25 protein-coding genes and 1 pseudogene are annotated in these 26,004 nt (G+C 44.7%); 25 read left to right on the forward strand and 1 reads right to left on the reverse strand.

Annotated features, from left to right (window positions below; translation table 11 throughout):
- Positions 1-54 precede the first annotated feature (54 nt).
- The 6 genes from ABH899_RS05855 to ABH899_RS05880 all read left to right on the forward strand — a co-directional run bounded on the left by ABH899_RS05855 (position 55) and on the right by ABH899_RS05880 (position 11,162).
- The gene (locus ABH899_RS05855) at positions 55-2,784 is read left to right on the forward strand and encodes a GBS Bsp-like repeat-containing protein (RefSeq protein WP_369994747.1); all 2,730 of its coding nucleotides are present in this window, start codon (positions 55-57) and stop codon (positions 2,782-2,784) included.
- A 15-nt stretch (positions 2,785-2,799) separates the two neighbouring features.
- Entirely contained in the window at positions 2,800-7,953 is a 5,154-nt protein-coding gene (locus tag ABH899_RS05860; RefSeq protein ID WP_369994750.1) for an RHS repeat-associated core domain-containing protein, read from the forward strand.
- Between the two features lie 12 nt (positions 7,954-7,965).
- Positions 7,966-8,619 carry a hypothetical protein gene (locus ABH899_RS05865; protein WP_369994752.1) on the forward strand — a complete coding sequence of 218 codons (654 nt, stop codon included), beginning with the start codon at positions 7,966-7,968 and terminating at the stop codon, positions 8,617-8,619.
- Positions 8,620-8,939: 320 nt separating this feature from the next.
- Positions 8,940-9,428, forward strand: coding sequence for an immunity 26/phosphotriesterase HocA family protein (locus tag ABH899_RS05870; RefSeq protein WP_369994754.1), 489 nt, complete (start codon positions 8,940-8,942; stop codon positions 9,426-9,428).
- Positions 9,429-9,537: 109 nt separating this feature from the next.
- Complete coding sequence (locus ABH899_RS05875; RefSeq protein WP_369994755.1) at positions 9,538-10,152, forward strand: hypothetical protein; 615 nt, start codon at positions 9,538-9,540, stop codon at positions 10,150-10,152.
- A gap of 86 nt (positions 10,153-10,238) precedes the next feature.
- Positions 10,239-11,162, forward strand: a complete 924-nt coding sequence (locus ABH899_RS05880; RefSeq protein WP_369994757.1) for a hypothetical protein — start codon at positions 10,239-10,241, stop codon at positions 11,160-11,162.
- Between the two features lie 309 nt (positions 11,163-11,471).
- Here ABH899_RS05880 and ABH899_RS05885 read toward each other — a convergent pair whose 3' ends face one another.
- Positions 11,472-11,681, reverse strand: a complete 210-nt coding sequence (locus ABH899_RS05885; protein WP_369994760.1) for a helix-turn-helix domain-containing protein — start codon at positions 11,679-11,681, stop codon at positions 11,472-11,474.
- A gap of 311 nt (positions 11,682-11,992) precedes the next feature.
- Between ABH899_RS05885 and ABH899_RS05890 the strand changes: the two genes are divergently transcribed.
- The 19 genes and pseudogenes from ABH899_RS05890 to ABH899_RS05980 all read left to right on the forward strand — a co-directional run bounded on the left by ABH899_RS05890 (position 11,993) and on the right by ABH899_RS05980 (position 26,002).
- Positions 11,993-12,214 (forward strand): hypothetical protein, encoded by a 222-nt coding sequence (locus ABH899_RS05890; protein WP_369994761.1) that lies wholly within the window; start codon positions 11,993-11,995, stop codon positions 12,212-12,214.
- A gap of 189 nt (positions 12,215-12,403) precedes the next feature.
- Positions 12,404-13,624 (forward strand): IS110 family RNA-guided transposase, encoded by a 1,221-nt coding sequence (locus tag ABH899_RS05895; protein WP_483312611.1) that lies wholly within the window; start codon positions 12,404-12,406, stop codon positions 13,622-13,624.
- Positions 13,625-13,679: 55 nt separating this feature from the next.
- A complete protein-coding gene (locus ABH899_RS05900; protein ID WP_369994762.1) occupies positions 13,680-13,961 on the forward strand; it encodes a hypothetical protein in 282 nt (93 codons plus the stop codon).
- On the forward strand, positions 13,958-14,236 hold the full coding sequence (locus tag ABH899_RS05905; protein ID WP_369994764.1) for a type II toxin-antitoxin system RelE/ParE family toxin: 279 nt from the start codon (positions 13,958-13,960) through the stop codon (positions 14,234-14,236). The genes ABH899_RS05900 and ABH899_RS05905 overlap by 4 nt, the downstream gene beginning before the upstream one ends.
- Positions 14,237-14,464: 228 nt before the next feature.
- A complete protein-coding gene (locus ABH899_RS05910; RefSeq protein WP_369994766.1) occupies positions 14,465-14,965 on the forward strand; it encodes a PGAP1-like alpha/beta domain-containing protein in 501 nt (166 codons plus the stop codon).
- A 41-nt stretch (positions 14,966-15,006) separates the two neighbouring features.
- Complete coding sequence (locus ABH899_RS05915) at positions 15,007-15,633, forward strand: hypothetical protein (RefSeq protein ID WP_218229376.1); 627 nt, start codon at positions 15,007-15,009, stop codon at positions 15,631-15,633.
- Positions 15,634-15,802: 169 nt separating this feature from the next.
- Positions 15,803-16,183, forward strand: a pseudogene (locus ABH899_RS05920) (aminoglycoside 6-adenylyltransferase).
- A 308-nt stretch (positions 16,184-16,491) separates the two neighbouring features.
- Positions 16,492-16,782: a hypothetical protein gene (locus ABH899_RS05925; RefSeq protein WP_369994769.1), complete on the forward strand. Its 291-nt coding sequence runs from the start codon at positions 16,492-16,494 to the stop codon at positions 16,780-16,782.
- Entirely contained in the window at positions 16,772-17,140 is a 369-nt protein-coding gene (locus ABH899_RS05930; RefSeq protein WP_369994771.1) for a hypothetical protein, read from the forward strand. The genes ABH899_RS05925 and ABH899_RS05930 overlap by 11 nt, the downstream gene beginning before the upstream one ends.
- Positions 17,141-17,160: 20 nt before the next feature.
- Positions 17,161-17,502: a hypothetical protein gene (locus ABH899_RS05935; RefSeq protein ID WP_369994772.1), complete on the forward strand. Its 342-nt coding sequence runs from the start codon at positions 17,161-17,163 to the stop codon at positions 17,500-17,502.
- A 29-nt stretch (positions 17,503-17,531) separates the two neighbouring features.
- Entirely contained in the window at positions 17,532-17,816 is a 285-nt protein-coding gene (locus ABH899_RS05940) for a magnesium and cobalt transport protein CorA (protein WP_369994774.1), read from the forward strand.
- A gap of 57 nt (positions 17,817-17,873) precedes the next feature.
- Positions 17,874-18,206 carry a hypothetical protein gene (locus tag ABH899_RS05945; RefSeq protein ID WP_369994777.1) on the forward strand — a complete coding sequence of 111 codons (333 nt, stop codon included), beginning with the start codon at positions 17,874-17,876 and terminating at the stop codon, positions 18,204-18,206.
- A 64-nt stretch (positions 18,207-18,270) separates the two neighbouring features.
- On the forward strand, positions 18,271-18,726 hold the full coding sequence (locus tag ABH899_RS05950; protein ID WP_369994779.1) for a hypothetical protein: 456 nt from the start codon (positions 18,271-18,273) through the stop codon (positions 18,724-18,726).
- A complete protein-coding gene (locus tag ABH899_RS05955) occupies positions 18,723-19,040 on the forward strand; it encodes a hypothetical protein (RefSeq protein ID WP_369994782.1) in 318 nt (105 codons plus the stop codon). The genes ABH899_RS05950 and ABH899_RS05955 overlap by 4 nt, the downstream gene beginning before the upstream one ends.
- A 600-nt stretch (positions 19,041-19,640) precedes the next feature.
- Entirely contained in the window at positions 19,641-21,185 is a 1,545-nt protein-coding gene (locus ABH899_RS05960) for a PucR family transcriptional regulator (RefSeq protein WP_369994783.1), read from the forward strand.
- A gap of 163 nt (positions 21,186-21,348) precedes the next feature.
- Positions 21,349-22,008 (forward strand): aspartate/glutamate racemase family protein, encoded by a 660-nt coding sequence (locus tag ABH899_RS05965; protein ID WP_369994784.1) that lies wholly within the window; start codon positions 21,349-21,351, stop codon positions 22,006-22,008.
- Positions 22,009-22,017: 9 nt separating this feature from the next.
- The gene (locus ABH899_RS05970; RefSeq protein ID WP_369994787.1) at positions 22,018-22,941 is read left to right on the forward strand and encodes a DMT family transporter; all 924 of its coding nucleotides are present in this window, start codon (positions 22,018-22,020) and stop codon (positions 22,939-22,941) included.
- Between the two features lie 384 nt (positions 22,942-23,325).
- Complete coding sequence (locus tag ABH899_RS05975; RefSeq protein WP_369994790.1) at positions 23,326-24,930, forward strand: OPT/YSL family transporter; 1,605 nt, start codon at positions 23,326-23,328, stop codon at positions 24,928-24,930.
- 10 nt (positions 24,931-24,940) lie between these two features.
- Complete coding sequence (locus ABH899_RS05980; RefSeq protein WP_009675310.1) at positions 24,941-26,002, forward strand: S-methyl thiohydantoin desulfurase family protein; 1,062 nt, start codon at positions 24,941-24,943, stop codon at positions 26,000-26,002.
- Positions 26,003-26,004 lie beyond the last annotated feature (2 nt).

Here is a 26,004-nt window from a genome sequence, read left to right on the forward strand (position 1 = left end):
TTAAAAGTTCGGAATCAAATTTTAAAAAATACCCTGGGGAGTTATCAATTCAAAATGAGAAAAATAATAGGGTTGACTAGCGGATTGCTGTTGAGTTTGTTTTTGGTTCTGTTGAGTTTTCCGATAAAAACTCATGCTGTAATCCCGCTTCAAGTGATCGGGAAAGAATACAATACAGGGGTGATCGAGGATCATACGGACAAATTTCCCAACTTAACAAACGCTAAAACGATTACCGCCTATGGAGGCTATTATCTAGCATTATATAGTAACGGAACTGTCCATGCGAAATCTTATTATATTAATGACGCCAAAGGAAATCCCGGCGGAATTGAAGACTGGACGTGGAAATTTCCGGATTTGACTGATGCTATCTCAATTGCCACAGACAGATCGTATTTTTATGTACTCTATAGAGATGGAACGGTTTTATGCAAATCTTATTATATTAATGACGTTAAAGGAAACCCATACGGGATTGAAAACAGAACTTCGTATTTTCCGAATACGGCTAATGCTAAATCGATTTCTCTTAGCGAAAGTTACAAGCTAACACAATATAACGATAATTCCGTAGTGGCTAAAGGTGTGTTAGGAAATGAGAACATCACCTCCTATTTCACTGATCTGACGAATTCCAGAGCCATCGCATATAATGGCCGTTTTTATTACTCCGCTATGTTGAACGTGCTGCCCGCTTTATCTGTGGATAATAGCGATCAATACGTAAAAAATGACGGGACCTCTGCCATCACTTTATCGGGAACAGTAAACGACCCGGACAACGATGCCATTACGGTCAGCGCGACAATAGAGGGAGTAACGAAATCCGTTACTTTAACGAATACCGCAACAACCCAGAATTGGAAATTACAATGGGGGCTTGTCTCAGACAAGATTCCTTCACGAACGTATACGGGGATTAACGTTACTGCCAAGAACGGGGAATGGGGAACCGTAGGTGCAACCTACAACGGGAAAATCGATATAGAGAAGAAACCTTATGTGTTAAACGGAAGCTTTGAAGATGATGTGAACGGAACCAATGTTCCGGATTTTTGGGAAAATAACTGGCGAAACGGAAACAGCAAGAACCCGTATGCTAACCGCACGCCTAACGAGGAGATAAACGGCAAATATATATATCGTTTGAACAATGGGACCGGTGATGCAAGTTCGATTCACTATGCGGCTTCCGACAAAATTAGCGTGATCGGCAAAACTTCCTATGAAGTGCAAGCTTTTATGCGGCACGGAATGAAAAAGGGAGCGACTACTTATGTGTATGATGCTTCAGGAAGAATTAACAACGTGATTTTGTCCAATGGCCAATCACAAAAATACCAGCATGATGAGAACGGAAACTTAATCGGCAAGGAACAGGCGGCATCTTCCGGAGAGCGTGCAGAATTCACCATACTTGAATTGGATGCAGCCGGAACCACTATTAATGAAATCCATAAAACCTATACAAACGGTGATTTACAGTGGCACAAAAACACGAGTTCATTTACGACTAAAGAAAATACAAAAGATGTGATCATCCGGTTCGCTATCGGCGGTAGAGAAGGCATTAGTCTGGATGTGGATGACGTAAAAATAATCCAAACTTCGCAGATTGCTGCGCCACCAAAAGTGGATATGACAGCTCCTTCTTATGAAGTTCTGGTCTACGATATTCCAAACGGTACTCAGAAGGTAGAATTTCAAACCTGGACGGAACAAAACGGCAAAGATGATCTTAAAACCGTACAAGGGAAAAGGCTGGCCGACGGTGTCTGGAAAGGGGTAGTTCCCTTCACAAGTCATAATAGTGAAGCGGGAAATTATCTAACCGATGTTTATGCGGACGGCAAGCTTCTCGGACAAAGCGCGACAATGGTGGTTCCAACGGCAGCAGTCGTACGCGCTCCTTCGGATGTAAATATAACAGCCGGTTCTTATGAAATAGTTGTGGATGGCGTAAGCGATCAGGTCAACAAAGTGCTTTTCCCTACCTGGAGCGAGAACAACGGGCAGGATGATCTAGAGAATCCTTGGCCGGAAGGAACTAAAGTATCCGCTCATACTTGGAAGATCACAGTTCCGTTCGCGAAACACAACAGCGATACCGGAAACTATATTACGCAAATTTATTCTGTGGATACCGAAGGCAATAAAATCGCATTTGCTTCAAGCAATACGAAAGCGAAGCTGTCTGTGTCTGCCCCGGCAACTACTAATCTTTCCAACCCCGCTTACCCGATTGTTGTATACGGCGTTCCTCAACATGCACAAAAAGTTGAATTTTCGACGTGGACCGAGCGCAATGGGAAGGATGATCTGAGGACAGTTCTCGGTAAAAAAATATCCAACGGCGTCTGGAAAACTACGGTACCTTTTTATCCACACAAAAATGAGACAGGAAAGTATTTAACCGATATTTTCGTCGACGGGACCAAAATGGCTGAAAGTGTTTCGGAGGTAGTTCCATCTACGGCGACAGTTCGGGCACCTGAATCCGTAAGCATTTATAAGGTTGCTTCTTACGATATTTACGTGGATGGGCTCGGCCCGGATATCAAAAGAGTCAGCTTTCCTACTTGGACCGAATACAACGGAACGGATGACATCGTCTATTCGGAAGGAATTAAAGTTTCCGATACCAGTTGGAAAGTTACTGTAATGCTCAAAGATCATCGTTCCGAGAGAGGGATTTATGTAACCAACGTGAATGTTTTTGATGAAGATGGAAACATGGGTACGATTTTCGAGAGGGTAAAAGTAAAAGTAACATCAGATTGATAAGGAGAGAGTATATTGGCTAAAAAAATATTAAGTCAAATTATGATAATTGTAATAACTATAAGTACGCTGTTTCCTTACTACGCTTCAGCGGCAGTTTCAGCAGGCAATGTACAAGCTAAAGGGCAAGGGGCTGCGGTTGGACAACAAGTTCTCACGGTTTCTTGGCTGAGGGACCGTTTTGGCGTAACCGAAGATTTCTTGATGGCCGAGCTGAACAAAGGATACCAGTTAACGGAGATTTATAAAGCTCTGCAGATGCAGCAAGAGACCGGAAGAGCTTATGCGGACATCATTGACGAATTAAATCCGGCCGTGAAACAGCGTCTTGACGAGCTGAACTATGAAAGCAGGCCAATCGAAGATACGGTCACGAGCGATACCTACAGCGTGACGGATGCTACCTACCAGGAGCTTCCTACGGTAACGACGGATACCTATGGGCTGAGGTTGATGGCTACTGGCAAGCTTCCTACAACCTATGACAAGATTGCGGTACAACGAGAGGGAATGAAGGCGGATCAGGCTCCTTATCTGGTTTCTTCGGGCAGTGCAGACGTATCTACATTAACAGGGGCCTTACAACTACAGGCAAATGATTTCACTTTACCTGGAAGAAACGGTCTCTCATTTCCTTTGAGACGAATTTACGATAGCTCATCGGCATTGTATTATAAGTCCGAACCTTTTTATACGGCATTTTTTCAAGTAAATTACTATCCGGAATTACTCGCTGTTGTGGAAAAAATAGAAGGGAATCAGATCGATTATCTCTACGAGTTTACATTTGATAAAGTGGCCGATTTTCAATATCGCGGTGATACGACAAGATGGTTTTCTCCTTTTGTTCAAAAAGATAAAATAGAGTACGGACAAGATGAAGAAAGAAAAATTCTTCAGCTTCAGTTTCCGAAACGAAATAAAGACACGGATGAACCTATTTATACCTACCATTTCGAACTGAATGGCGCTCCGTTTAGAGCCAAGCTTTTCCCTACTGGGAGAATTAATAACGCTATTGGCGAGACACCTGTCTATTTGGGTGGAGGGTATTATAATAAACCGTCCGATAAACCATTGGAACCTCTGGGCGAAGGGTGGAGCTGGGATCTTCCTTTCATTGAAACAAAGGGTGATAAACGGTACATGCACATACCCGGCGGAGCGTCTTATGAAATTAACGATGATAAAACGCTCAAGGGCTATCCGTGGAAAGATCTTACACTTACCCGTGATATTTCGGTGATTGTAGGGGGGAAAACTTCCGAAGATGTACTCACTACCTTGGATGGTATTTCGTATTACTTCAGTAATGGAAAACTCATCCAAATTTCTGATCGTTATAAAAATTCAACACAATTTGAATATACCCATGTTGATCCGTACGGCCAAGTATTAACGAAGGTTAGAGACGCTGCTGCCAACGAAATCAACATATCTTACTCTTCTTCCGAAGTTATCGTTCATTATGGAGATAGGCAGGTAAAACTAATTAAGGGCAAGGATGCGAAGGGGAACAAAGATTTATTGAACGCGGTGGTTGATCCCGAAGGAAGAACAACGCGTTACTCCTACGACATCCAAGCCAGTCGTTTTGACTACGTACAATATAAGGAGGGAGAGAATTATATTGCCCTCTTGAAACAAATTATTCATCCTACCGGCGCCAGGTCCGTTTACGATTATAATAATTTCTGGGGCTATACCGGTCCAACTGCTGCCGAAGATGTTTTCCGGGCAACCAGTAAGGAAGATATTGTGGATTATGTAGATGGAACGTCCCAGAAGTCAAATGCAAGTACGTATATTTATGATGGGAACTACAGAGGGAGGTATTCCCGCGATAACATTTTCTCCACCACTGTAAAAAATGCTCTTACTGAAACGATTTTCACCTATAAGAAGAAATACATGAATGATCTGCTGCCAGATGTTTTCTACAACACGGAGATTGGTTCTCAAGCAGGGACGGAAAAACGTGTCACCAAACAAACCTTTGATGAGAATCGTAATTTACCCGTTCCGATCGAGATGACCACAACAGCTGTAAACGGAGGCAGTTCCAGCTCCCCGGTTACCGTTAAACGGACCTATGACGATTACGGTAATGTACTGACAGAGACAGACCCGCTGAATAACACGACTACCAATAGTTATGATGCGACTTCTCATCTTCTAGTCTCAAGTCTGGTTCCAGTCAGCAGCGGCTTGAATGCCTATACAGAGATTCTCCGAAACACACAGGGCAGCGTGACTCAGTTAACGGTCAAAGAAAATCAAGCCACTGGCTCCCTGAAGCAGCAAGTGAATTATGGGTATGACGGATATGGAAATATGACGACTGTGACCGTTAAAGATACGGAAAAAGACAGCGTCATTACGCAAGAATTCGGCTCCCAATATAACGGTGCTTATGTTACCAAGCAGTCCGTAAACGTTACGAATGCCGATGGAGAAGTTTCCACGATTGTTCAGCAAATGGAATATGACAAATCCACGGGCGCATTAACGAAGTTTACCGATCCCAAAGGGTATGCAACGACTTACCGGTACGATAAGTTGGGACGGATTACAAGGGAGACCGGTGTAGATTCAAGTGAAGCGAGCGTAGCATACGACGACGCGAACAACAAGATTACTTTAACCGACGTGAATGGAGAACAAAGTATTCAGGAATTTAACCCTCTAGGGTTAAAGACTCGTGCAACACTTGGCAAAGGATTCGCTACGTACGGTTACGATCTTTTTGGACGAACGATCTGGAGTAAGGATGCCAAGGAGAATCAGACGAGCTATACTTATGATGCATGGGGAAGAAACATAAAAACGAGCTTCCCTGACGGATCAAGCTCTGTAACATCGTATGATGATGTCGGTCGGACAAAGACATCCACAGATGAGGAAAATAACTCCATAAGAGAAACGTACGATATTCTTGGAAGAGTGATCAAGAGCGAAGAAGTTAAAAGCAGTGGCGCTGTAGAGTTGGGGAAAGTTTCCTACGATTTAGCGGGAAATATTGCTAGCAAGACGGATGGAAACGGTAAACAAAGCACGTATAAGTACGACTTGTTGGGCCGACTTGTTGCGGTAACGGATCCGGATATGAACAGCACACAGTATACCTACAGCTTGGCCGGTAACCTTACTGAGCTTCGTTACGCGGACGGCAGCGTGCAGCGTAAGAAATACGACGAGATCGGACGGCAGATTCAAAAGATTCAGCCACAAGGCCAGACGGAAACAACGTACTACGATTTAAACAGCAATCTGATTAAAAAAGTCGATCCTAAAGGGGTTGTACGGGAGTATGAATATAACAACCGAAACTGGCTTATTAAAGACCGGACGCCGGAAGAAAGTATCTCATACACATACGATAAAGCCGGAAAACGTAAAAGCTTGGTCGATGCGACGGGGACCACATCCTACCAGTACTCCCCTAAAGGTGAACTAGTTTCAATTCAGTATCCGGATGCATTTAAAATCGACTATGCTTACGATATTCAAGGCCGGCGGACCGATACAGTCAGCGATGTCGGACAGACCTACACCTATAATGAACGCAACCGCATCGTCGGCCTCCAGATTAAGGACAAAGCTTCCGGTAACGAAACGATAGCCGGCACCGTTCAATACCAATACAAGAAGAATGGTTTTCTTGAGCAGTCCAATCTGAGTAACGGTCTGCAAACGGTATACACCTATGATGGGTTTAATATGACAGGATTGCAGAATCAGAAGCAAAATGCGACTCTGGGTGCATACGGTTATAAATACGATACAAACCGCAATATTACGGAGAAAACCGAACTGGGAAGTACCTCCACCTTCTCGTATGATGCACTCAACCGGGTCAAAACATCGAGCCAGTTTAATGAAACGTACGAGTACGATAACCGCGGCAACCGCGCATCTCTCATGACAGACCGTGAATTGAGCGAGAGTGGATCCACGTACACCTACGATGATCGAGACCGGTTGAAGAAAGTAGTGACTGCTGACGGAAAAGAAGTCAGCTACCGGTATAATGGGGATGGGCTCCTCTATGAGCGTACGGAAAACGGTAAAACCGTCCGTTATTATTATGACGATTCCCAGCACTTGATTCGCGAAGCGGAAGTGGGGACAGATGGCACAATAACTCCCGTGTACCAATATATTTACTCCCCTGCGGGAAGCATCTTGGCGCGTAAACCGATGACAGCAAATACGGGACTCGAATACTATACGCTAAACGGTCACGGTGATGTCGTTGCATTGAGAGATTCGAACGGCAACGTATTGAATGAGTACACCTATGATATTTGGGGCAATCCGGTAACCGAGAAAGAGACCGTACCTAATCACTTCCGGTACTCAGGTGAATACTGGGATAATACGACCAAGCTTCAGTATCTTCGCGCTCGGTGGTACGATCCGAATCTGGGACGGTTTATTAACGAGGATACGTATGAAGGGCAGCTCGATAATCCGCTGAGTTTGAATTTGTATACGTACACTCATAATAATCCTCTGAAATATAAGGATCCGAGTGGGCATTGTATAGCCGGAAAAGATAGCAACTGCTATGTAGATTCATATAGTGATGTTGATGACTTTATTAATGATATATGGTCGGATAATCTTTCAACTATCGGAAACGGATGGAGAAATGCAGAGCAAGATAAAGCTAAATGTAATAATCGAAAGTGTGTTGCTTCACTTGAAGATTTACAGAAGAAATTTGAAACAATGGCAGATAAAATAAGAAATAATGCTTGTAATTACACTATTTCAGGAGGGTGTATAGGTGCGACTGCAGAATTTATAATTGAAAACGGTAAGGCCATTGGTGTCAGTGTTAATGTTGAAATTAAAGAAGAAGACCCCAGTTTTTTTGACTGGCTATTTGGTAATAAGGCCCATGCGGAAGGTTTACCGGATAGTACAATAGGAAGCAATAGTAATGGAAGAATCGTACATTATTTTCATGGAGTCGATCATGCTCCTGCTCATGTTCATGTCTATGACAATAAAAACAACATGGTAAGGGTGGGGCAAAATGGAAAACCGCTTAAAGGAGAACCGGAACTTAATAGGTTGCAACAGAAACTAGTAGATGAGTTTAGGCCTCAAATTAGATCTTCAGTAGGACAAATTATGCGATGGTATAGAAATAGGCCATAGGAGGAGAATTTATTGGAATACCAAGAGACGGTAAACACAATTAACGAATTATTTATAGGCGTATTCGATAATATAGATTATCAAAAAATTCAAGATTTATTTTCGAATTTATCAGTTATAGAGGCTGCTAGAATTTTTGTAGATTTATCAAACGAGGCTATTTCGGGCCTATACCTAGTATTGGATGATTTGAGAACAACAAATGAAGCTAAGGAACATATCATGTACAAATATTACGTCACAAAAATTGAAGAGAGGGCCAATGAGTTATTAGAGGACAGTTTGGTGGAACAAATTATAAGTGATTACACGAAAACATCTTTTTTAGCACTTGAAAGCCTTATGGTGAAGGTGTTGAAAGAGGATAGAATAAAAGAGAATCAATTTGAAAAAATAAAAAGATGTTTTGATAGTAAAATAATTGAGAAGGAGATTTATTCTAGTACAATAAGATCGAATATTGGTAGCGGAATAAAATTGAATGAAAACGTAATAATAAAATTGTTCGAGTATGAAAAATATAAAATTATTGAAGATGCTATAGATCAATCATTAATTGAGTTCACTGCACTATCACTTTTTAAACTTCCTGATAAAGGAGACAAGAATAAGAAAATAAAAACTACATTATATAATAAGGCATCTAAACTTTCAAAAAATATTTAATCGTATTTTTAACCATCTTGCAGCTTATTCAAACGAGTATCTAGCGTTAATGAAATGCAGAGAACAAGTGGAATCGTTTGATTAGTGAAAGAAGGAGGATATGGAGAAAGGGCACTGACCTTCCTAAGCGAAGTCCCTAAAGAGTTGGTGGAGCCGAATTAGCTAGAATATAGTTCCAGACAGCATTTTGGTGAAGAGGTGTTTCTCTCCAAAGAAAGAATGTAATAGTCACGAAAAATAAATTTAAGACTGATTTTAGGCAGCAATTGACTTCAATTGTTGCCTTTCTTTTTGTTAAGTTATAGTAAGAGGTGAACTAAATGACAGAGGAATTTACAGAATTACATGTTTTAAAACCCACAAGAAAGAACCCAAAAATCGGTGATATTTTCGTTATGGGGCCAAAGGAAGATTTGTTTTATTTTGGCAAGGTTATTGATGCCAATGTAGTGAGTAAAAATCCCTTGTTTAATGGAGGCTACTTAATCTATTTATATAATTGTCCTGCAAAAACAAAAGAAATTCCAAATCAATTTGACCCTAACAAATTATTAATTCCCCCGTTAGTTACAAACAAACAAGGATGGTTGAAAGGATACTTTGAAACGGTTGGTTCAAGCGAGGTTACAAGTGAAGAAAAGAATCTGGATTACGGTTTTTGGCATAGTACTTCAGAAAAATTTTATTCTCTTTCTTGGGATGTACTCACAGAAAAGCCGAGTCAATTTATAAGAAACGGATTAATAAGCTACGGAGGAATAGGTCGGGGTATTCACAGATTGCTTTCAGGACAACCGCACAATTTATAAAGGATACCCACAAGCGAAGATTTTCGTTTGTGGGTATTTTAATTCAAACTACTTGACTTAACACGGTTAAGCGATTATAGTTGTCTTAACAAAGTTAAGGGGTTGGATCATGTTTGGTCTTAAATACATTTTGGAAACCTATAAGATGTCGAACGCGGATTTAGCAAATAAACTTGAGATTAATCGAGCCAATATTTCTATGTGGCTTAAAAACAAGGAGATTCCTGCTGCTCGTATTCAGGACTTGAAAAAGATATTTCCTCAAATCCCGGAACCATTATTCAACAAAGAACTAAAAAAATCAGAGCAATTGTCTATCCAACAAATCTATTTTACTGTAACGGATCAGATTGAGTCGGTTCGGTCTCAACATATTGATTCGGAAACCGGAAAAGAAATATGGTTTACTGAAACGGTAAGTGAGAATGAGGGGCTTATCAGGTTTCTTGAACATGAACATGAAAAGGTAAGCTTACTGGAAAAGTATGAAACGTTGATCGAAGACAATGACATGGGTAACAGCAGAATAAATTTACTGGAAGATTTCGCTGCCATTGTGGAACGAAATGAACCAAGGTCACTTGAACTGCTGGATATGGTTTTTTATTATCTCCAAAGTAAGCACAAATCAGATTTTGATTCTGTATTCTGGAATGTTGGGGAGCAAAGTGAAACCTACAAAGAATTCCACACCTTTCTGGAAAAACATAAATTTATTAGGTAAGCAAGTATTCTTATAACATGTCTAATTTATAACATGTCTAATTTATTCTAAAATTTTAGAAGTTATCTAACTCAAGGGGGAATTGAATGTTCGATACGATTGTCATGAAAGCTAGTTACGTATTAATTCCTAATGAATATTGGAATAACTTAAAGCCCGTTATCAAAACATTTTTGGATGAAGAAACGGGATTATGCAGGCGCTCATTTGTTTTGCATGATGAAAAGATTCCGTACATCAACTATCAGGAATGGAGCCAAAGTTTAATTGTTCAAGTCTCTATTCCCAAGTTTCTTTACGGTAACAATGTCAGGCTTCTACAAGAGAAGGACATCTCTGTATTTTTCCAATGTCTACACGAGAGGTTATTCGAATTATTTGGGGTTACTCTTCGGCCTGAAGATTGGTATTTATATCATAACAGGCTGGATGTCTGCTGGAACTTTACGGTAGGCGGACAAATCCACGATTATTTAAACCGATTAAGCAGGCTTCATCTTTCATTCAAGAAGACTGTTATTACGGGGTATTTGGAGACGGTAGCTTTTAAAAACAAGAGCAGCCAGATTATTTTTTACAATAAGCAAAAAGAAGTTATACATAGCAGAGAGAGTAAAGAAGTCATAGGGCAAGCGGATGGATTGCTTCGGATGGAAATACGTCCAAGTCATCATGATTGGACAAAGTTTTCGAGACGTAAACGAGTGATTGATCTTCTAAAGGTAGATGTTTTTACGGAGATAACCCGAAAGGTTATGAACCAAATCATTTTCCCGAATGAGCCGGACGGAATCAGTCTTGCTTGGTTAAGATCCCAGCCGTCAAAAATTTCTCAAATAGAGACATTGCTTGGTTTCCAACTGCTTCAACAAGAAGTGCCGGAAGGCGTATTAAAGCAATTTTATACAGCCGCTACATATGTGAATCGAAAAAATTTAGTCAAAAGTATACCTCTGCCAAAGAAACAAGCAAAACTTGAATTACATATCGATTATGCCAAATTGGGTTGAGAAGTGGTGTGCCCGGATCGTTTTGTTACGATGCGATAGCGATACAAAAAGGACGAAAAAACGGTAAATATCCAGCGAGAATAAGCTTTAACGATACCAACAATGATGAATAATGAAATTAGAGTAATGAGGAGTAATAGAGAAGAAAAGGATGAAAGAAGGAGTAAAGGACCATTATTCTCGATAAAAAGCTTTAAAATGGTCTCTTTTATCAAGGGGGCGTATTTACATCAAGTAAACCGATTTATTTCACCGCAGCCCCTAAGCTCTTCTGGAAAGACGTGAAGGTTAGGGGAATGACGATAGGCGCTAGTCCTCTTGCTGAGAAACGATTAATTCGCTGATATCAATTTGCAAAGCTTCGCAGATTTGTTCAAGGGTTCGAATATATACGCGGTCTACGTTGTCTGAGCAAAGGTGGTTGATAGTCGCCAAACGCATATTCATGGACAATGCAAACTGCCTTTGTGAAATACCGCGTTCAGCCAGTATTTCTCTTAGACGAATTTTAATAATCATGGTAACCTCCGTACGGGTTCCTTTTAAGCGTAATGCTATTCCTATTCTTCAATATATCATATTCCATGCAGAAAAACATTGACCTATACGCTTAAAGGTAATACAATAACTTTAGGGATGTTACTCTTAAGAGTTTATATTTTTAGAGTGCTGGCAATGACTTTTCTTTGGTGGAGGGTATATCCAATGAGAGCCTTAAAATTGATCCTTGAAAATTACAACTATCAGCATGATAAGCTTTTTACCAACTTACAAGTGAAGTGCCTATTGAATCAGACTACAGTCGGCAGCATGCCTTCGGGTATTGTTTTATGAATATCGACGATTCTTTAGTTCTTGAAGAGCAAAGGCTCAAAATACAAATTGAAACGATTGAAGCTTGCCAGACGGCGGTATTTGAGGTCATCCGACAATGTGAAGATAGCGCCTGTAAATGGATGCAGGAAGAGATCGTACTCGCGATACACGCCATTGGACTTGATCTACAGACTGAACTTCTCCATGTCCGATTTGCCCAAGCAAGACAGCATTAAACCAATGTTACATAATGAAAGACTTTTATGAAGAGAAAGGTATTGCTGGCGTATGGATGCAGCACAGACTGCTTGAAATGAGGGTGCAAGCCTTCTCTCTATAAACCTTTTCGTTGATAAAAATGAAACTATAGGAGGGCTAATAGACTGGATTATCTATTACAACAGGAAGCATTCGAAGAAAGAAGATTGAATCATATTTTTGTAGGGGTGGATTTACATAAACGACATCATACAGCCGTTTTTTTGAACGGGTTTAAACGCAAATTAGGGGAGTTCAAATTCGATAATCGGCCCAGTGCTTTTCCTGATTTGATAAAAGCAGCCGCTAAGGTTTCCAAGGGTAAGGGGGTCATTTACGGGCTGGAAGACACAGGAGGTTACGGCCGGCCTTTAGCCGCTTTCCTGGTGGATCACAACCAAGCGGTGAAAGAGGTTAACCCGTCACTGGCAAGCGCTTTTAGAAAAGCGAATCCTATCGTTCATAAGTCAGATTCCTGGGATGCGGAGTGCGTGGGATATGTGCTGGTTGATCAACTAGAGAAGTTGCCGGATGCTAATCCTATCGATCACTACTGGGCGATTAGCCAGTTAGTCACGACACGAAATTCGCTTGTTCGTGAACATATCGGTCTGCTCAATCAATTTCATGTGCAAATTTCGTATCATTATCCAAGTTACAGGAAATTTTTCAGCCAAGTAGATGGGAAGACGGCACTTGCTTTTTTTGAACGATATCCGGCTCCTCATCATGTACTGGGGACCTCTGTAGAAGAATTAAGGGTATTCCTGCTGAAACCAAGTAACTTCGCTTGTTCACTTAAAACGGCAGAAAAGATCCTGAAACTGATTCATTCGGATGGAACAACCAAAAGAGACTACCAGGAAGATAGGGATTACGTCGTTCGAAGCACGATTAGGCGAATCCAGTCGAACAAGAAAGAGATAGAATCTCTCGAACACAGAATAGCGTTGCTGCTTCCTCAAACTGGATATCGACTGGAAACGATGTACGGCATAGATACGGTAACGGCAGCTAATTTTATAGCGGAAATCGGGGACATTTCACGATTTAGCAGCAGTGATAAATTAGCCCGCTTTGCAGGAATTGCTCCCGTTCTAATCGGTTCCGGAGATAAACATAAGGATCACAAATGCAGACAAGGAAACAGAGAACTGCATCAGCTTTTTTATCAACTTGCGTGTCGGCAGATTGGAGTGAAGAGAGGGAGCAAGGAGCCGAATAATCCCCATTTCTATGCCTATTACCAGCGGAAACAATCGGAAGGAAAAACCAAAATTCAGGCAATTATTTGCCTCATGCGGAAGCTAACCAACATCATCTATTCACTCATGAAAAATAAAAGTGAATACAACATGCCTCCGACAGCTAATTTGCAAGCCGGATGAGCATGGGCTTAAGCCGTAACGTACGTATCAAGAACTTAATGGAGGTGGTATACTAATGGATATCTATATCAAGCAGGGAGGATTTCAAATGCTCAGAAAGCTTGAAGGCTTGAATGCCGAATTATTTAAGACATGGGTACAGGAGGATGACTCCACCATTGTAGATATCGAGGGAAAACACTACTTAGTGAAGCCGCTGCATAACATCGTTCAGGAGGAAATTGAGAGCGATGAGGAATTAAAAATGCTGATTAGGCAGGCCAAAATGAACATTGCAGGCAACAAGACATACACGACCGAAGAAATCCTGGAGGCCATTGAAAAGGGCGACCTATGAACATCAAATGGACCCAAGCAGCCAGGGAGAGTTTAAAGCAAATCCAGAGTCAGCACTACACGCGGGAAGAGACGAAACGCTATCAGATTGAACTTGTCCGCAAAATCCAACATAAAATTCTTCTTCTGTCCACCGCGATGCCGACAAACGAGCCGTCGTGGGCGGGTACATACCGCATATTTATAGACCGCTACAAAGTCTATTATTCCTTCTCCGCAGATCACCAAACCGTTTATATCGAAGCCCTACGACACCAACATCAAAGGTCAGACTAGCCAAGGCGGGAGCAGAACCCCGTCTTTTTGTTTTGCTTGGAACGCTTTATAAATTAGGATACGTATGAAGGAAAGCTCGATAATCCGCTGAGCTTGAATCTTTACACCTATACCCATAACAATCCGCTGAGGTATACTGATCCGAGTGGGCATAAAGTTTTTCTTATTCATGGTACTTTTGCAAATCCTGAAAAGAACGATGGAAAAAGCACGTGGACATCTGAATTTGTGGATTATGTTCGAAAGCTCTTTAACGAGCCAGTTAAAGAAGAGAATTGGACTGGTGAAAATAATACAAATGCTCGCTCAGCAGCGGCAAAAGATATATTTAATGACATATATCAATGGCATTTGAATAATCCATATGAACCCATAAGATTAGTCGCTCATAGTCATGGTGGGAATGTGGGTATCATGATAACTAATCTTCTTGCTGAGAAGGATGTAAAAGTGGATACTCTTATTACTATTGCGACTCCTGTGAGGGAATACAAGTTAGAGACTGAGGTTGGGCAACATATTCATGTTTATAACAAATATGACGGTATTCAAAATCATGGAGGATCTTTACCAGGTGGTGGGGCAGCATATGACAGAAAATTTAAAGGTGCTGAAAACGTGGAAGTAAAATTATCGCTTTGGTATTATTTCAGACCAATAGAAAGCCATTCAGTCATGCACACAAACATCGACATTTGGAAAAAATATATTGTACCAATTTTGAATTGATTATTACGTATTACAGGGTGATGAAAAAAGAGGGTGAAGAAATGTGGTTGAAAATCATATGGGTTGTTGCCATCGTTATAAATATTGTATCCGTGAATTGGTTTCTAATCGGAGCGACAGCGAATTTTCAACGATCTTTAGACTTGATAGCGACTGTAACTTTAATATTTATTTGGATTCCCTCAATTGCATTAACAGTATTGTCAATTGTATTGCTAAAAAAAGGGTGGATGCCCTCTAGTAGTAGGTCTTATGTTGGGTTCATTTTGGGAGTGATAATACTATTACTTCTTTCTGTTTCCTTGTTTAGAGGTGTTGATACACAAGGTTGGTTAACTGAAAGGATTACTAGTGACTCATTAAAATTAACTTCAGATAAGAAGTATGAGTATCGAATTGATTTAATTAATGTGTTTCAAAAAAATAGTCATGCTCGGTTATATATAAAAAATGTTTCGACAGGTGAAGAAATGAATATTGCAGTCAATATTCAGACAAATAAGATGGTCTCAATGGGGATTGAACACGGACGGACGAATGATTGGGTGTTAATGGAACGAACTGATATATCAGGTCGCTATAATCTGTATACAACGAAAGACCTACGTGTACCATCAGAAAAATTTGAAATTGATGTTGAAACAGGAACCTCAAGAAGACTAGAGTAGAAGTAAGGCTTTTTTATACCTTGATTGGCCCTGTGCCTTTCAAGGTTTCTTTTTGTCCGGCGTGCCCAGAAGCACGCATGATCTAGTTGTGAAAGTCCAATTAAGAGAGGGACCACCCACTCTTGTAGTTAGAATGCTTGCGTATGGAGAAATCTGTGCGCAGTAGCGCATCGACGAAAACACTTGGCGCGACGAATTACCTTATGTGAAACAAATGTTTGAACAAGTTATCAGGTCCCGTTTGGATGAGATGATTGCATGGTGGATGTGCACTAAAAAGGATTTTCCGGTTTCCATAGGAAAAATGGGAAAGTATCTGAAAGTCTATCTTTCCGAACCTTATTGGTATATGTATAAAGAAACCTAGTCGGACAGCACTTATAAAATTATGTGGAATTCGGTGTTCACGGCCTGTGAATTATTTAGATTTCTCGCTAAACATGTAGCTCAATATTTTGAATTTACATATGAATTCAAGGATGATACAAATATGACTCATTATCTGATGCAGGTCGGGGAATTGCCTAGGGATGCGAAAGGAATATTTTGATCTTACTTTCGAACATGGAACGCTACCTTAGCCCATATATGCTGTTTTTGTTATGTAAACAGAGATAAGAAATATTGATTTATTATTAAAGGAAAAAGAACTTCATTCAGCGAAATTCATTGGATATATTAGAAATAAAGTAGATAATAGGAAAATAGACAAACTTAGTTTATCAAATATTAAAAAAGGGAGTACTCCATATTTTTGATCTGAAATTGTTCCTAAACGAATCTTTAACAAGCAAGAGATTAGATAAAGAAGATCTTGTATTTGATCTGGAAAAGGACTGTTCATTGGCGGTTATTAGCATGATCTGCGATATTTTCGAAATTTCCGGTGCTATTACATTTAAAGCATTTGGGTTTGGCCAGAACGAATGGCCGGTGGATTGCAGAATCGATTTAGCGACTGTTATGGAGCAAGTACCCGAAATCCTAAAGAAAATTGAATTAAACCAGTATGATTTTATTTTGGATTTTTACGAGCAAGGAATGGAGAGACAGGTGGCATTAAGTCAGGATAAGGATGCAATAAAGCTTATATGCTCAAGCCGAAAAGGACAATCAAGCATCGGATGGAGAATTGCTTATGCAAATTAGAGCTCTAACTCTTTTAAAATATGCGGGTGTTCTTGCTGCCATAATCATTGTTAATCTCATCTATCGAAGATTTGTTAACGAAAACCTACAGTTTGATAACATCCTCTACATTTTTTCTGCGTATATGATCTTGGGGATCGTGAAGTACGTTCGCTCGAAACCAATGCCATCAAAGATGAGACGTTTCCTTGTTTTCTTTTTATTTACTTTAACTATTTTTATTTTGGATGTCCTTCTTCTTTATTATCAAAATAAGTTTGAAATAACCGAACCGTTGGTTATGAGCATGATCTTCCTAGTGTTTGCTATTGTTATTAGTATCTTGGCCGTAGCGGATAAACAAACAGGAAGAACATAAAAGTCGATAGGGGGCAGTGCATGAAAATCATTAAAAACCTTTCAGTTGATAGTCTTGTCTATACCGATGAAAATGGAAGAATCAATAGGATAGATTTTAAGCAATGCCATGAAAACTGGATCCAATACCGGATAAGAACCGAGAATTTGACGGAAGAGATGGCAGCCGAAATCAGAAAAACAGACTTCTGCATCGGGCAAAGAGATTTTACGGCCAGCCCTCCTTTTATCGAATTTTTTACAAAACCCTTTACTAGAATAGAGTTTGAAATTTCCGCAGACGAGAAGGATTTGCAAACCGAGTTATCCCGATGGAAAAGAGGAATTGTCTCGGCCGGTTGGACTACGATTGATTTGAGCTAGATGACGCTAGGAAAAATGAGGGATCTCACATGGAACGGACACCCAAACAGCGCCTTTATTGGCTGCTAAGACTATACAAGGATAAAGAAATACAGGCAGAAACGTTCTGCGATGAATTTCATTTGACTTACCATTATGAACTTAATTACGACGAATTAACTGAAACGGAAAGAGTTCTTTTTAAAGAAATTGCTGCAGTAGCGGCGAGATTCTCTCCGTTTGAAGAAGATCACAAAATATACCCAGGGGTGTATTTTACAACAGAGGATGTAGAGCGTGTGGTAAGAGAAAATTCAAGTGAATTGTTCAGTTAAGATTAGTCCTATTCTTATCTTAACTATCTATTAACTGAAATATGGGAGATAGAGAGAATGAAAAAAGCGTTAATCGACATTTTACTGGATTCTTATTCAACGGAAACAGAAAAAGATGACGCGGCGATAGATCTGGGCGAACATTTTGAAGATGAAGAAACAATCGCTATCCTGCTAAAGGTATCTAATCAAGACGATATAGGTGAAATGGTTGCTGCAAGCTGTGGCGAATCGTTAGCATACATATGGTTAAGAAAATCGGAAATCAATTATGACCAATTATTGCTTTTGAAGGAGGCTGCTTTATGTGAAGCCCTCTCTTTGATAAAAGCGCACAGGAATGATTGGTTCGCGGAGTATGAACGGAGATTCCTTTTAAAAAGAAATTGAAAATAGTGATCTTTAGATGAGCCGATAAGAGAAATAGAAAAACGTTATTCGCCGGAGGCCACTCATGCATTCGTTTACTTATGAATCGAAGGATTCCAATAATAACAGCGAAGAAATTTTGGGATTGCTGCAATTTTATACGAATTTAAGCCGGAATGTATCTTGGCTGATAGGTGATCTGGAACTGGTTCCCCTTTATTTGGGCGATTATCACCCAAGCGGGAAAGTCGAACCGCCGCAGAGGATTTCGCTTACGATGATTCAAAAGTTCCAAGAAGAAGGTTTTCTCCGGCTATCGCTTAAGGAAATAGAGGAATTGTTGAACGACTCGCTATCGGTTCACCGCGGTGTCTTTGTGTGCCTGCCTGAGCATGTGGAAGTGAGCCATTTTCATGGAGATGCCGAAAGTACCTCTTTACAGCATGAATACGCTTTGTATGAAATAACGGTTTTGGATGATTTAGTTATGATAAACAGTCGTTCTGAGCTTTTACCGCAAATAAAAGAGGAAAAAACATGAATCAAACATTACTTAATGTTCTATTATTGTTTCTTTTCATTGGTGCCGTCATTCTACTCCTATTTTATTGGATTAAAAAGAATCCTGCTCACTGTTGCGATTGCAAGATTTTGGAGAAGAAATCCGAAAAGTTTGCAGGGGTGAATGGGAAGATGGTCCATATATGTAACATTGTAATCTTATGTGAGGATAAAATTATTGAGTTACGAGTATTGGACCAGCAATCTTTTAATGCATTGCAAGAACAAGATAAAGGCAGAATTAAATATAGAGGGAACTTTATGATTAGTTTCAAAAAAAGCATTTTACCATGATACGGTAAGGGAAATACTACTGACACTGTTTGGGGTGAATGAATGAACCTCTTTGATTGGCTTGCACATAAATACGCAGTACATTGTCCAAGATGTGAGCGTGAATTAAATCATTTTTCCTGGGGTTCTGCCGGACTGGATACATTTAAATGTTTAAATTGTAACAAGTTCTACGAGGAAACTAATGATAACTCCTTAGTTTTAACAGACAGTCCTCTTCATTTTCCTTTTCAAAAATATGACCCGGCTCAAAAGCATTACCAAGGAATTATTTCAAGCTATGCATACGGTCCCAATTGGCTAAATTTTTTCCGCAAAATATTTTGTAAGAAAACGATTAAAAGCTCCCTTAGCAATAAGAAAGAATCGTAAAGTGAATTTTTTTAACCAATACAGTCCGGGAAATTTAGCCCAAATAAAACCCAATCCACCACTCCCTCAAAAAGAAGGAGCCTCCTAACAGGCATCCTTCTTTTCCCTTTCCTGCCACACCCCTTCCTCCCCACAAAAAACGTAGAAATGATACAATAGACGCAGAAGTCTTTACCTTTGCCCCACGCACCAAGAAACGCACAAACTGTCTGAAATCGGGTGAACACGATGAATCTCAAAGGGATGACGGTCCGGGAGCTGCTCCAGCTTCCGATATTGAAAGACGCGTCGCTGATCAGCGGAGAAGAAGGGCTGGACCGCGTCGTGCGGTATATCGACATTATGGAGGTCCCGGATATTAAGGGCTGGCTGAGGGAAGGCGAGCTTATTCTGACTACCGGCTATTCCATGCGCAACGATCCGGGTCTGGTGCTGGAGCTGATGGAAGAGCTGAGAAGAGCGGATGCCGCGGCGCTTGCGATCAAACCGGAGCGGTTCATGGGCGGCATTCCCGCCGAGATGGTGGAGCTGAGCAACCGGTACCGCATTCCGGTGATCCAGATTCCGCCGGGAATTCCGTATATCGATATTACGCATACGGTGATGGAGCAGATTTTGAATACACAAGCGGCTCTGCTGCGCAGATCCGAGGAAGTGAACAAGACGCTGACCGGTCTTGTTCTGCACAACAAAGGCATCCAGGTGGTGGCGGACAGCGTGGCGGAGCTGGTCCAGGCGCCCATCTGGGTGATCCACAAGCAGGGCCGCGTCATCGTTTCATCGCCCGCTGATGCGGGTGAGCCGCCGACCGGCCGGACGAAAAGCTGGGACGTGTCGGTGGACAAGCAGTTCGCTGGTCGCCTCATCATCGGGAAAGAGCAGCTCGACGAGCTGGAGCTGGTCTGCATCGAACATGCTCGGCTGGTATTCTCCCTGGAGCTGATGCGCCGCAAGATCACCTACGACACGGAGCAGCGGCTGCAGGGCAACTTCTTCGAGGAGCTGCTGATGGGCTTGCCCCTGTCCAGGCAGGACGCGGAGAACAAGGGGAGACAGCTGGGCCTCCAGCCGGACTGGTGCTGGGAGATCTGCATCGTCGAGGGCGAGCCGCATCTGTTCGAGGAGCACGCCGCCTTTCCGGTCGCGCTGGGCGAGCTTGTGGAAAGCGAATCGGCGGCTCGCAAAGTCAAGTCCCATCTGCTCCGGCAGGGGGACCGGTTTGTCCTTCTGCTCGCTTCCCCGGCGGCATCGGAGCCAGGCGCGAAGCAGCCGGTCAGCGGCAAAACGGCCGAGTGGGCCGATGTTCTGGCCCCGCTGCTGGACTCTCATAGCCACATCCGGACGGGTTTCGGCGGCAAAGCTCCGCTCTGGGAAGTGTACCGCAGCTATGTGAAGGCCAAAAAAGCGATGACCATCGGCTGCCGGCTGGACAAAGAACGCCGTACGTTCAGCTACGGGGAGATCGAAATGTTCGATCTGCTGTTGGAATCTTCCGCCTATGTAGGCTTCGATGCGTTCATGGAGAAGAAGATCGGCAGGCTCTCCAAGTATGACCGGGACAATGGAACCGATCTTGTGCCCACCTTCCATGCTTACCTGGCGGCCGGCGGCAGTCTGATCGAAGCGGCGAACAAGCTGTACATTCACCGGAACTCCGTAAAATACCGGCTGGACCGCATCAAAGACATAGCTGACATAGACATGGAAGATACGTCGAAACGGCTGATGTATTATTTGTGCACGTCGTTTTATTTATTGAAAAATCTGGAATGAAAATCGGCCTTTTGTGCTCCGAGCACAAAAGGCCTTCGTTATTTTTGGCAGCAGGGAACATGGTCCGCCTCTTTGGAAACGAATACAATATTACCAATCCAACTTTAATAAGCTACACGAAGTCTACAAAAAAGCAAACGAAAACGAGGAAGGATGGGAAGCCATGATCGGAGTGATCCGCGTATTAACGACGGAAGATACGAAGGTTCTCGAGCAGCACGGAAAGTTACTGAATGAGACGTATGGACTGCCGGTTGTGAGTAAATGTATTCCGGATCAGCCCCTTGGCATCTATGACGAGGAGACGGAAGCCATCGCCATTCCGAAAATTGTCGAGCTGGGCAAGCGGATGGAGCGGGAAGGCTGCACGGTGCTCGTCATCTCCTGCGCGGCGGACCCGGCGATCGAGCCTCTGCGCGAAAGCGTCTCGGTGCCGGTCATCGGAGCGGGAAGCGCCGCGGCGTACGCGGCATTGTCCATGGGCCGGCCCGTCGGCGTGCTGGGCATCACGGAGGAAGCGCCCGCGGTCATCCGCGCTTTGCTCGGCGGCAAGCTCGTCCGCTACGCACGTCCCGAAGGCGTCACCAACACGACGGATCTCATGACACCGGCCGGACGCGAGAAGGCGGTCGAAGCCGCCCGAGCCCTGCTGGATGCGGGGACGAAGGTCATCGTGTTCGCCTGCACGGGCTTCTCCACCATCGGCCTGGCCGCCGTCCTCCGGAGCGAACTGCATGTTCCGGTCGTCGACGCCGTCGAAGCGGAGGGCTTGTTCGCCTCCCATTACTACAAGCAGCTCGTTGATGTCCGCGAGCCGAATTAAGTCAAGCTTGTGACTTGGGCAACAGCCAGATCCTACCTGCTTCTGATCTTCTGCGTCTTCGTCTGGGCGCTGAACTACATGGTCCGCCAGGTGCTGCTCCGGGAGTTTCCTCCCTTGTTTCTCTCGGCGCTGAGCCTGACGATCGTGTCCGGCACCTTTCTGCTGTGGGCGTGGGGGACGCGCGCTTTTGTGAAAATAACGGGAAAAGACGCGCTCTGGCTCTGCTGCTCGGCCGGAATCGGCCTCATTGCAAACCAGATCCTGCTGCTCCGGGGACTCCAGCTCACGACGGCCACGAACGCTTCGCTTATTTTTACGCTGTCGCCGCTGTTTACGGCCGGTCTGGCCGCTCTTTTCCTGAAAGAACGGGTGACCTGGCGCATGGTGGCAGGCAGCGTGATCGCCATTTCCGGACTGGCCTTTGCCCTGAATGTCCGCGGTTTGCAGTTCAATGCGGGAGACTGGATTATGGCGGGCGCGACGTTTACCTTTTCGTGCAACCTGATTTTCGCCCGCATTCTGACGAGACGGCTGTCTCCCTTTATCGTGACGGTTTACAGCTTCGCACTCAGCGCCGTACTCTTCGATCCGTTCGTTCTGGCGGCCGGAGAGGTCACATGGATTCATCCGGCCGGAATGTGGGCGCTCGTGATTGTGACGGTGATCGTGGCGCAGGGGCTTACGGGCGTCCTGTGGAACAAAGGGATGCAGACGCTAGGCGCGGCGAAAGCGGCCATCATGCTGAATTTGCAGCCGCTGATGACGATGCTGCTTGAGTTTCTTCTTTTGGGCCGCGCCGTTACGGCTCCACAGCTTTTCGGAGCTGCGCTTGTGTTTACCGGGGTTCTTCTCGGGACGGTTCAACTGCGTATATTTTCCTTGAAAAAGAAGCGGACGTTACCGGAGGATTTGCCGGATACGGCCGGAAAGTAATTCCTTTGGGAAAGCGCCCGCGAGCCGGTTTTGTCATACCCCCGGGCTATATTCTAGTAAAGCTTTAAAGCGGTGTGAGTGAGATGGGATGTGTGCGATGGATGCCGTGCACGTGACGAATGGGACATGCGCCTAGTAGGTATAGGATGTGCATATTGCATGAGCACGGCTGGGACGTCTGTGACGGCTGTATATCACCAGGTCTACAAGGCGGCCTTCCGCTCTGCGCTTCCGTTTGTAGGATTATTCCATTTTGCACATACTAAATGTAAAAAAAAGCTTGCGGCTCTGCCTTCGGCTTCATTCCCGTAACAGAAAAAAGTTTTCTTAAGGAAACAGATGACGGGAGAATGGTTCTACATCAAGTGATTAGGGGGATTGTCCATGGAAGAGAAAGAGGAAAAGAAACACCCGAGTATTTTCGAGCCGTTCGCGCTGATCTTGAACATTGTCACGAGTGTAATCGGGGCCATTATCGGGATGCAGCTGGTTACGACACTGGGGGTAACCCCGAATACCGCGATTATCGGCGCTCTTGTCGCGATGCTCATCGCACGAATTCCCATGATGATATTCCGTAAATACAAATCGATCCATCGTCAAAATCTGGTTCAGACGTCCATTTCCTCGGCTACGTTCGGAGCGGCCAACAGCCTGCTCATTCCGATCGGGATTCCGTTTGCGATGGGTGCGACGGAACTGATCGTGCCAATGCTGATCGGAGCCGCGCTGGCGATGTTTGTCGACGCGACGCTGCTGTACAAGCTCTTTGACTCCAAACTCTTCCCGGCAAAAGGAACCTGGGCGCCCGGCGTGGCTACCGCGGAATCGATCCTGGCGGGGGATAAAGGCGGCAAGCGCGCGCTGCTGCTCGGTGTCGGAACCGTTATCGGGCTCATCGGCTCGTATTTTAAAATCTCGATGTCCGCTTTCGGTGTCGCGTTTATCGGAAACATCTGGGCACTGACGATGTTCGGCATCGGCCTGATGATCCGGCAGTACTCGGTGCCGTGGTTCGATATCGACGTCAATCAGCTTTACATCGCCCACGGGGTCATGATCGGCGCAGGTATCGTCGCGCTCATCCAGGCGGGGATGCTCCTTTTCAAGCGCCCGAAAACGGCGGGCTCCGAAGCGGAGAGCGAGGAAGAAGTCAGGGACAGCAGGCTGACAAGGACGGATAAAGAAGCCCGCCGCACCCTCAGCCTCGGCTTTGCCGCTTACCTGGTCATCGCCCTGCTCATTGCCATCATTGGCGGCATTATGACGAAAATGTCGCTCGGCATGCTGATCGGCTTCATCATTTTCGCCGCTTTCGCCGCCTTCGTGCACGAGATCATCGTAGGGATCGCCGCCATGCATTCCGGCTGGTTCCCGGCGTTTGCCGTCGCTTTTATCACGCTGTTGTTCGGCATGCTGATCGGGTTTCCGCCGGTTGCGCTTGCGCTTCTGGCCGGCTTCAGCGCGGCAACGGGCCCGGCGTTTGCGGATATGGGCTACGATCTGAAAGCCGGGTACATTCTCCGGGGCAACGGCAAAGATCCCGAGCTTGAGCTTCACGGGAGAAAACAGCAGTACATCACGGCGATGATCGCCTTCGGTGTCGCTCTGCTGACCGTGCTGCTTTCGTACAAAGGCTATTTTGCGCAAAACCTCGTTCCGCCGATCGATAAAGTGTATGTGTCCACGATCCAGGCCGGAGCTTCGGCCGATATTGCCCGCCAACTGCTGCTTTGGGCGATTCCCGGCGCGATTGTCCAATTGCTCGGAGGGCCGTCCCGTCAGATCGGGGTGCTTTTCGCAACGGGTCTCCTGATCGTTTCGCCGAATGCGTGCTGGGCGGTACTCGCCGGTATTCTGATCCGGATCGTCGTTCTGAAAATTTTCAAGAAGGAAGCCGAAACACCGATGAGCATTCTCGCCGCCGGCTTTATCGCGGGGGATGCCCTGTACAGCTTCTTTAGCTCCGTATTCAAACTGAAAAAATGAGGTGACTCCCATGACGAGACTGAAGCTGAACGAAGAAATGGTAGAGCAGGCCGTATACGGCGGCGCCGTTCTGGGCGGCGGTGGCGGCGGCTGGATCGAAGAGGGGCTGAAGCTCGGACGCCTGGCGCTGGAAGTCGGCGAGCCCGAGCTGATCTCTCTCGACGAATTCGGGGACGACGACCTGCTGGTCACCGTCTCCATGGTTGGCGCTCCCGCCGCCAAAGAACAGTTCGTGAAGCCCGTTCACTACGCGAAGGCGCTTGAGATGCTCGCGGCCAAAATCGGCCGGCCCATCCAGGGGCTTCACACGAACGAGAACGGGGCCGGGACGACGGTCAACGGCTGGTTCCAGTCGGCGATCACCGGCGTGCCGCTCGTCGATTTCGCCTGCAACGGCCGGGCCCACCCGACCGGCTCCATGGGCTCGATGAACTTGTCCGAGGTGGAGGACTATGTGTCCCATCAGGCGGCTGCAGGGGGCCGTGGCGACCGCTACATCGAGTTGAGCATCTCCGGGACGCTGGACAAGGCGTCGACGATGATCCGCAAGGCTTCCATCGAAGCGGGCGGCCTCGTGGCCGTGGCGCGGAACCCGGTGACTGCGGCTTACGCGAGAGCCAACGGCGCGGCCGGGGCCATCACGCAGGCGATCGAAGTCGGCCGGGCGCTGCTTTCCGCCAAGGGAGAGGCCGCTATCGAGGCCGTAGTCGCGCAGCTCGGCGGCAAAGTCGTGACCGCCGGAACGGTAACGGACTTCGCGTTGGAAACGGCGGGAGGCTTCGATGCCGGTACGGTCCGGATCGACGACGCGTACGAGATGACCTTCTGGAACGAGTACATGACGCTCGAGAAAGACGGGGAGCGCTTCGGCACCTTCCCGGATCTGATCATGACGCTGGACGCGAAAACAGCGAAGCCGATCGTATCGGCGGCCATCGCGAAAGGGCAGCACATTGCCGTCATTACCGTGCCCGCCGAGAAACTGCTGCTCAGCACGACGATGAGAAACCGCAAGCTGCTGCAAGCGGTGGAAGACATTATCAAGAAGCCGGTGCTTTCTTACCTGGATTAAAT

Source organism: Paenibacillus sp. RC84 (assembly GCF_041260495.1).
Taxonomy (GTDB): Bacteria; Bacillota; Bacilli; order Paenibacillales; family NBRC-103111; genus Paenibacillus_F.

Bases quoted from the DNA above. Each gene is read 5' to 3' on its own strand.
- ABH899_RS05980 (WP_009675310.1), top strand. From the start codon at position 24,941: ATGACGAGACTGAAGCTGAACGAAGAAATGGTAGAGCAGGCCGTATAC.
- ABH899_RS05940 (WP_369994774.1), top strand. From the start codon at position 17,532: ATGGAACGGACACCCAAACAGCGCCTTTATTGGCTGCTAAGACTATAC.
- ABH899_RS05905 (WP_369994764.1), top strand. From the start codon at position 13,958: ATGAACATCAAATGGACCCAAGCAGCCAGGGAGAGTTTAAAGCAAATC.
- ABH899_RS05975 (WP_369994790.1), top strand. From the start codon at position 23,326: ATGGAAGAGAAAGAGGAAAAGAAACACCCGAGTATTTTCGAGCCGTTC.
- ABH899_RS05870 (WP_369994754.1), top strand. From the start codon at position 8,940: ATGACAGAGGAATTTACAGAATTACATGTTTTAAAACCCACAAGAAAG.
- ABH899_RS05925 (WP_369994769.1), top strand. From the start codon at position 16,492: ATGATCTGCGATATTTTCGAAATTTCCGGTGCTATTACATTTAAAGCA.
- ABH899_RS05900 (WP_369994762.1), top strand. From the start codon at position 13,680: ATGGATATCTATATCAAGCAGGGAGGATTTCAAATGCTCAGAAAGCTT.
- ABH899_RS05960 (WP_369994783.1), top strand. From the start codon at position 19,641: ATGAATCTCAAAGGGATGACGGTCCGGGAGCTGCTCCAGCTTCCGATA.
- ABH899_RS05935 (WP_369994772.1), top strand. From the start codon at position 17,161: ATGAAAATCATTAAAAACCTTTCAGTTGATAGTCTTGTCTATACCGAT.
- ABH899_RS05955 (WP_369994782.1), top strand. From the start codon at position 18,723: ATGAATCAAACATTACTTAATGTTCTATTATTGTTTCTTTTCATTGGT.
- ABH899_RS05945 (WP_369994777.1), top strand. From the start codon at position 17,874: ATGAAAAAAGCGTTAATCGACATTTTACTGGATTCTTATTCAACGGAA.
- ABH899_RS05855 (WP_369994747.1), top strand. From the start codon at position 55: ATGAGAAAAATAATAGGGTTGACTAGCGGATTGCTGTTGAGTTTGTTT.
- ABH899_RS05890 (WP_369994761.1), top strand. From the start codon at position 11,993: ATGAATATCGACGATTCTTTAGTTCTTGAAGAGCAAAGGCTCAAAATA.
- ABH899_RS05950 (WP_369994779.1), top strand. From the start codon at position 18,271: ATGCATTCGTTTACTTATGAATCGAAGGATTCCAATAATAACAGCGAA.
- ABH899_RS05930 (WP_369994771.1), top strand. From the start codon at position 16,772: ATGCAAATTAGAGCTCTAACTCTTTTAAAATATGCGGGTGTTCTTGCT.
- ABH899_RS05915 (WP_218229376.1), top strand. From the start codon at position 15,007: ATGTGGTTGAAAATCATATGGGTTGTTGCCATCGTTATAAATATTGTA.
- ABH899_RS05875 (WP_369994755.1), top strand. From the start codon at position 9,538: ATGTTTGGTCTTAAATACATTTTGGAAACCTATAAGATGTCGAACGCG.
- ABH899_RS05885 (WP_369994760.1), bottom strand. From the start codon at position 11,681: ATGATTATTAAAATTCGTCTAAGAGAAATACTGGCTGAACGCGGTATT.
- ABH899_RS05965 (WP_369994784.1), top strand. From the start codon at position 21,349: ATGATCGGAGTGATCCGCGTATTAACGACGGAAGATACGAAGGTTCTC.
- ABH899_RS05880 (WP_369994757.1), top strand. From the start codon at position 10,239: ATGTTCGATACGATTGTCATGAAAGCTAGTTACGTATTAATTCCTAAT.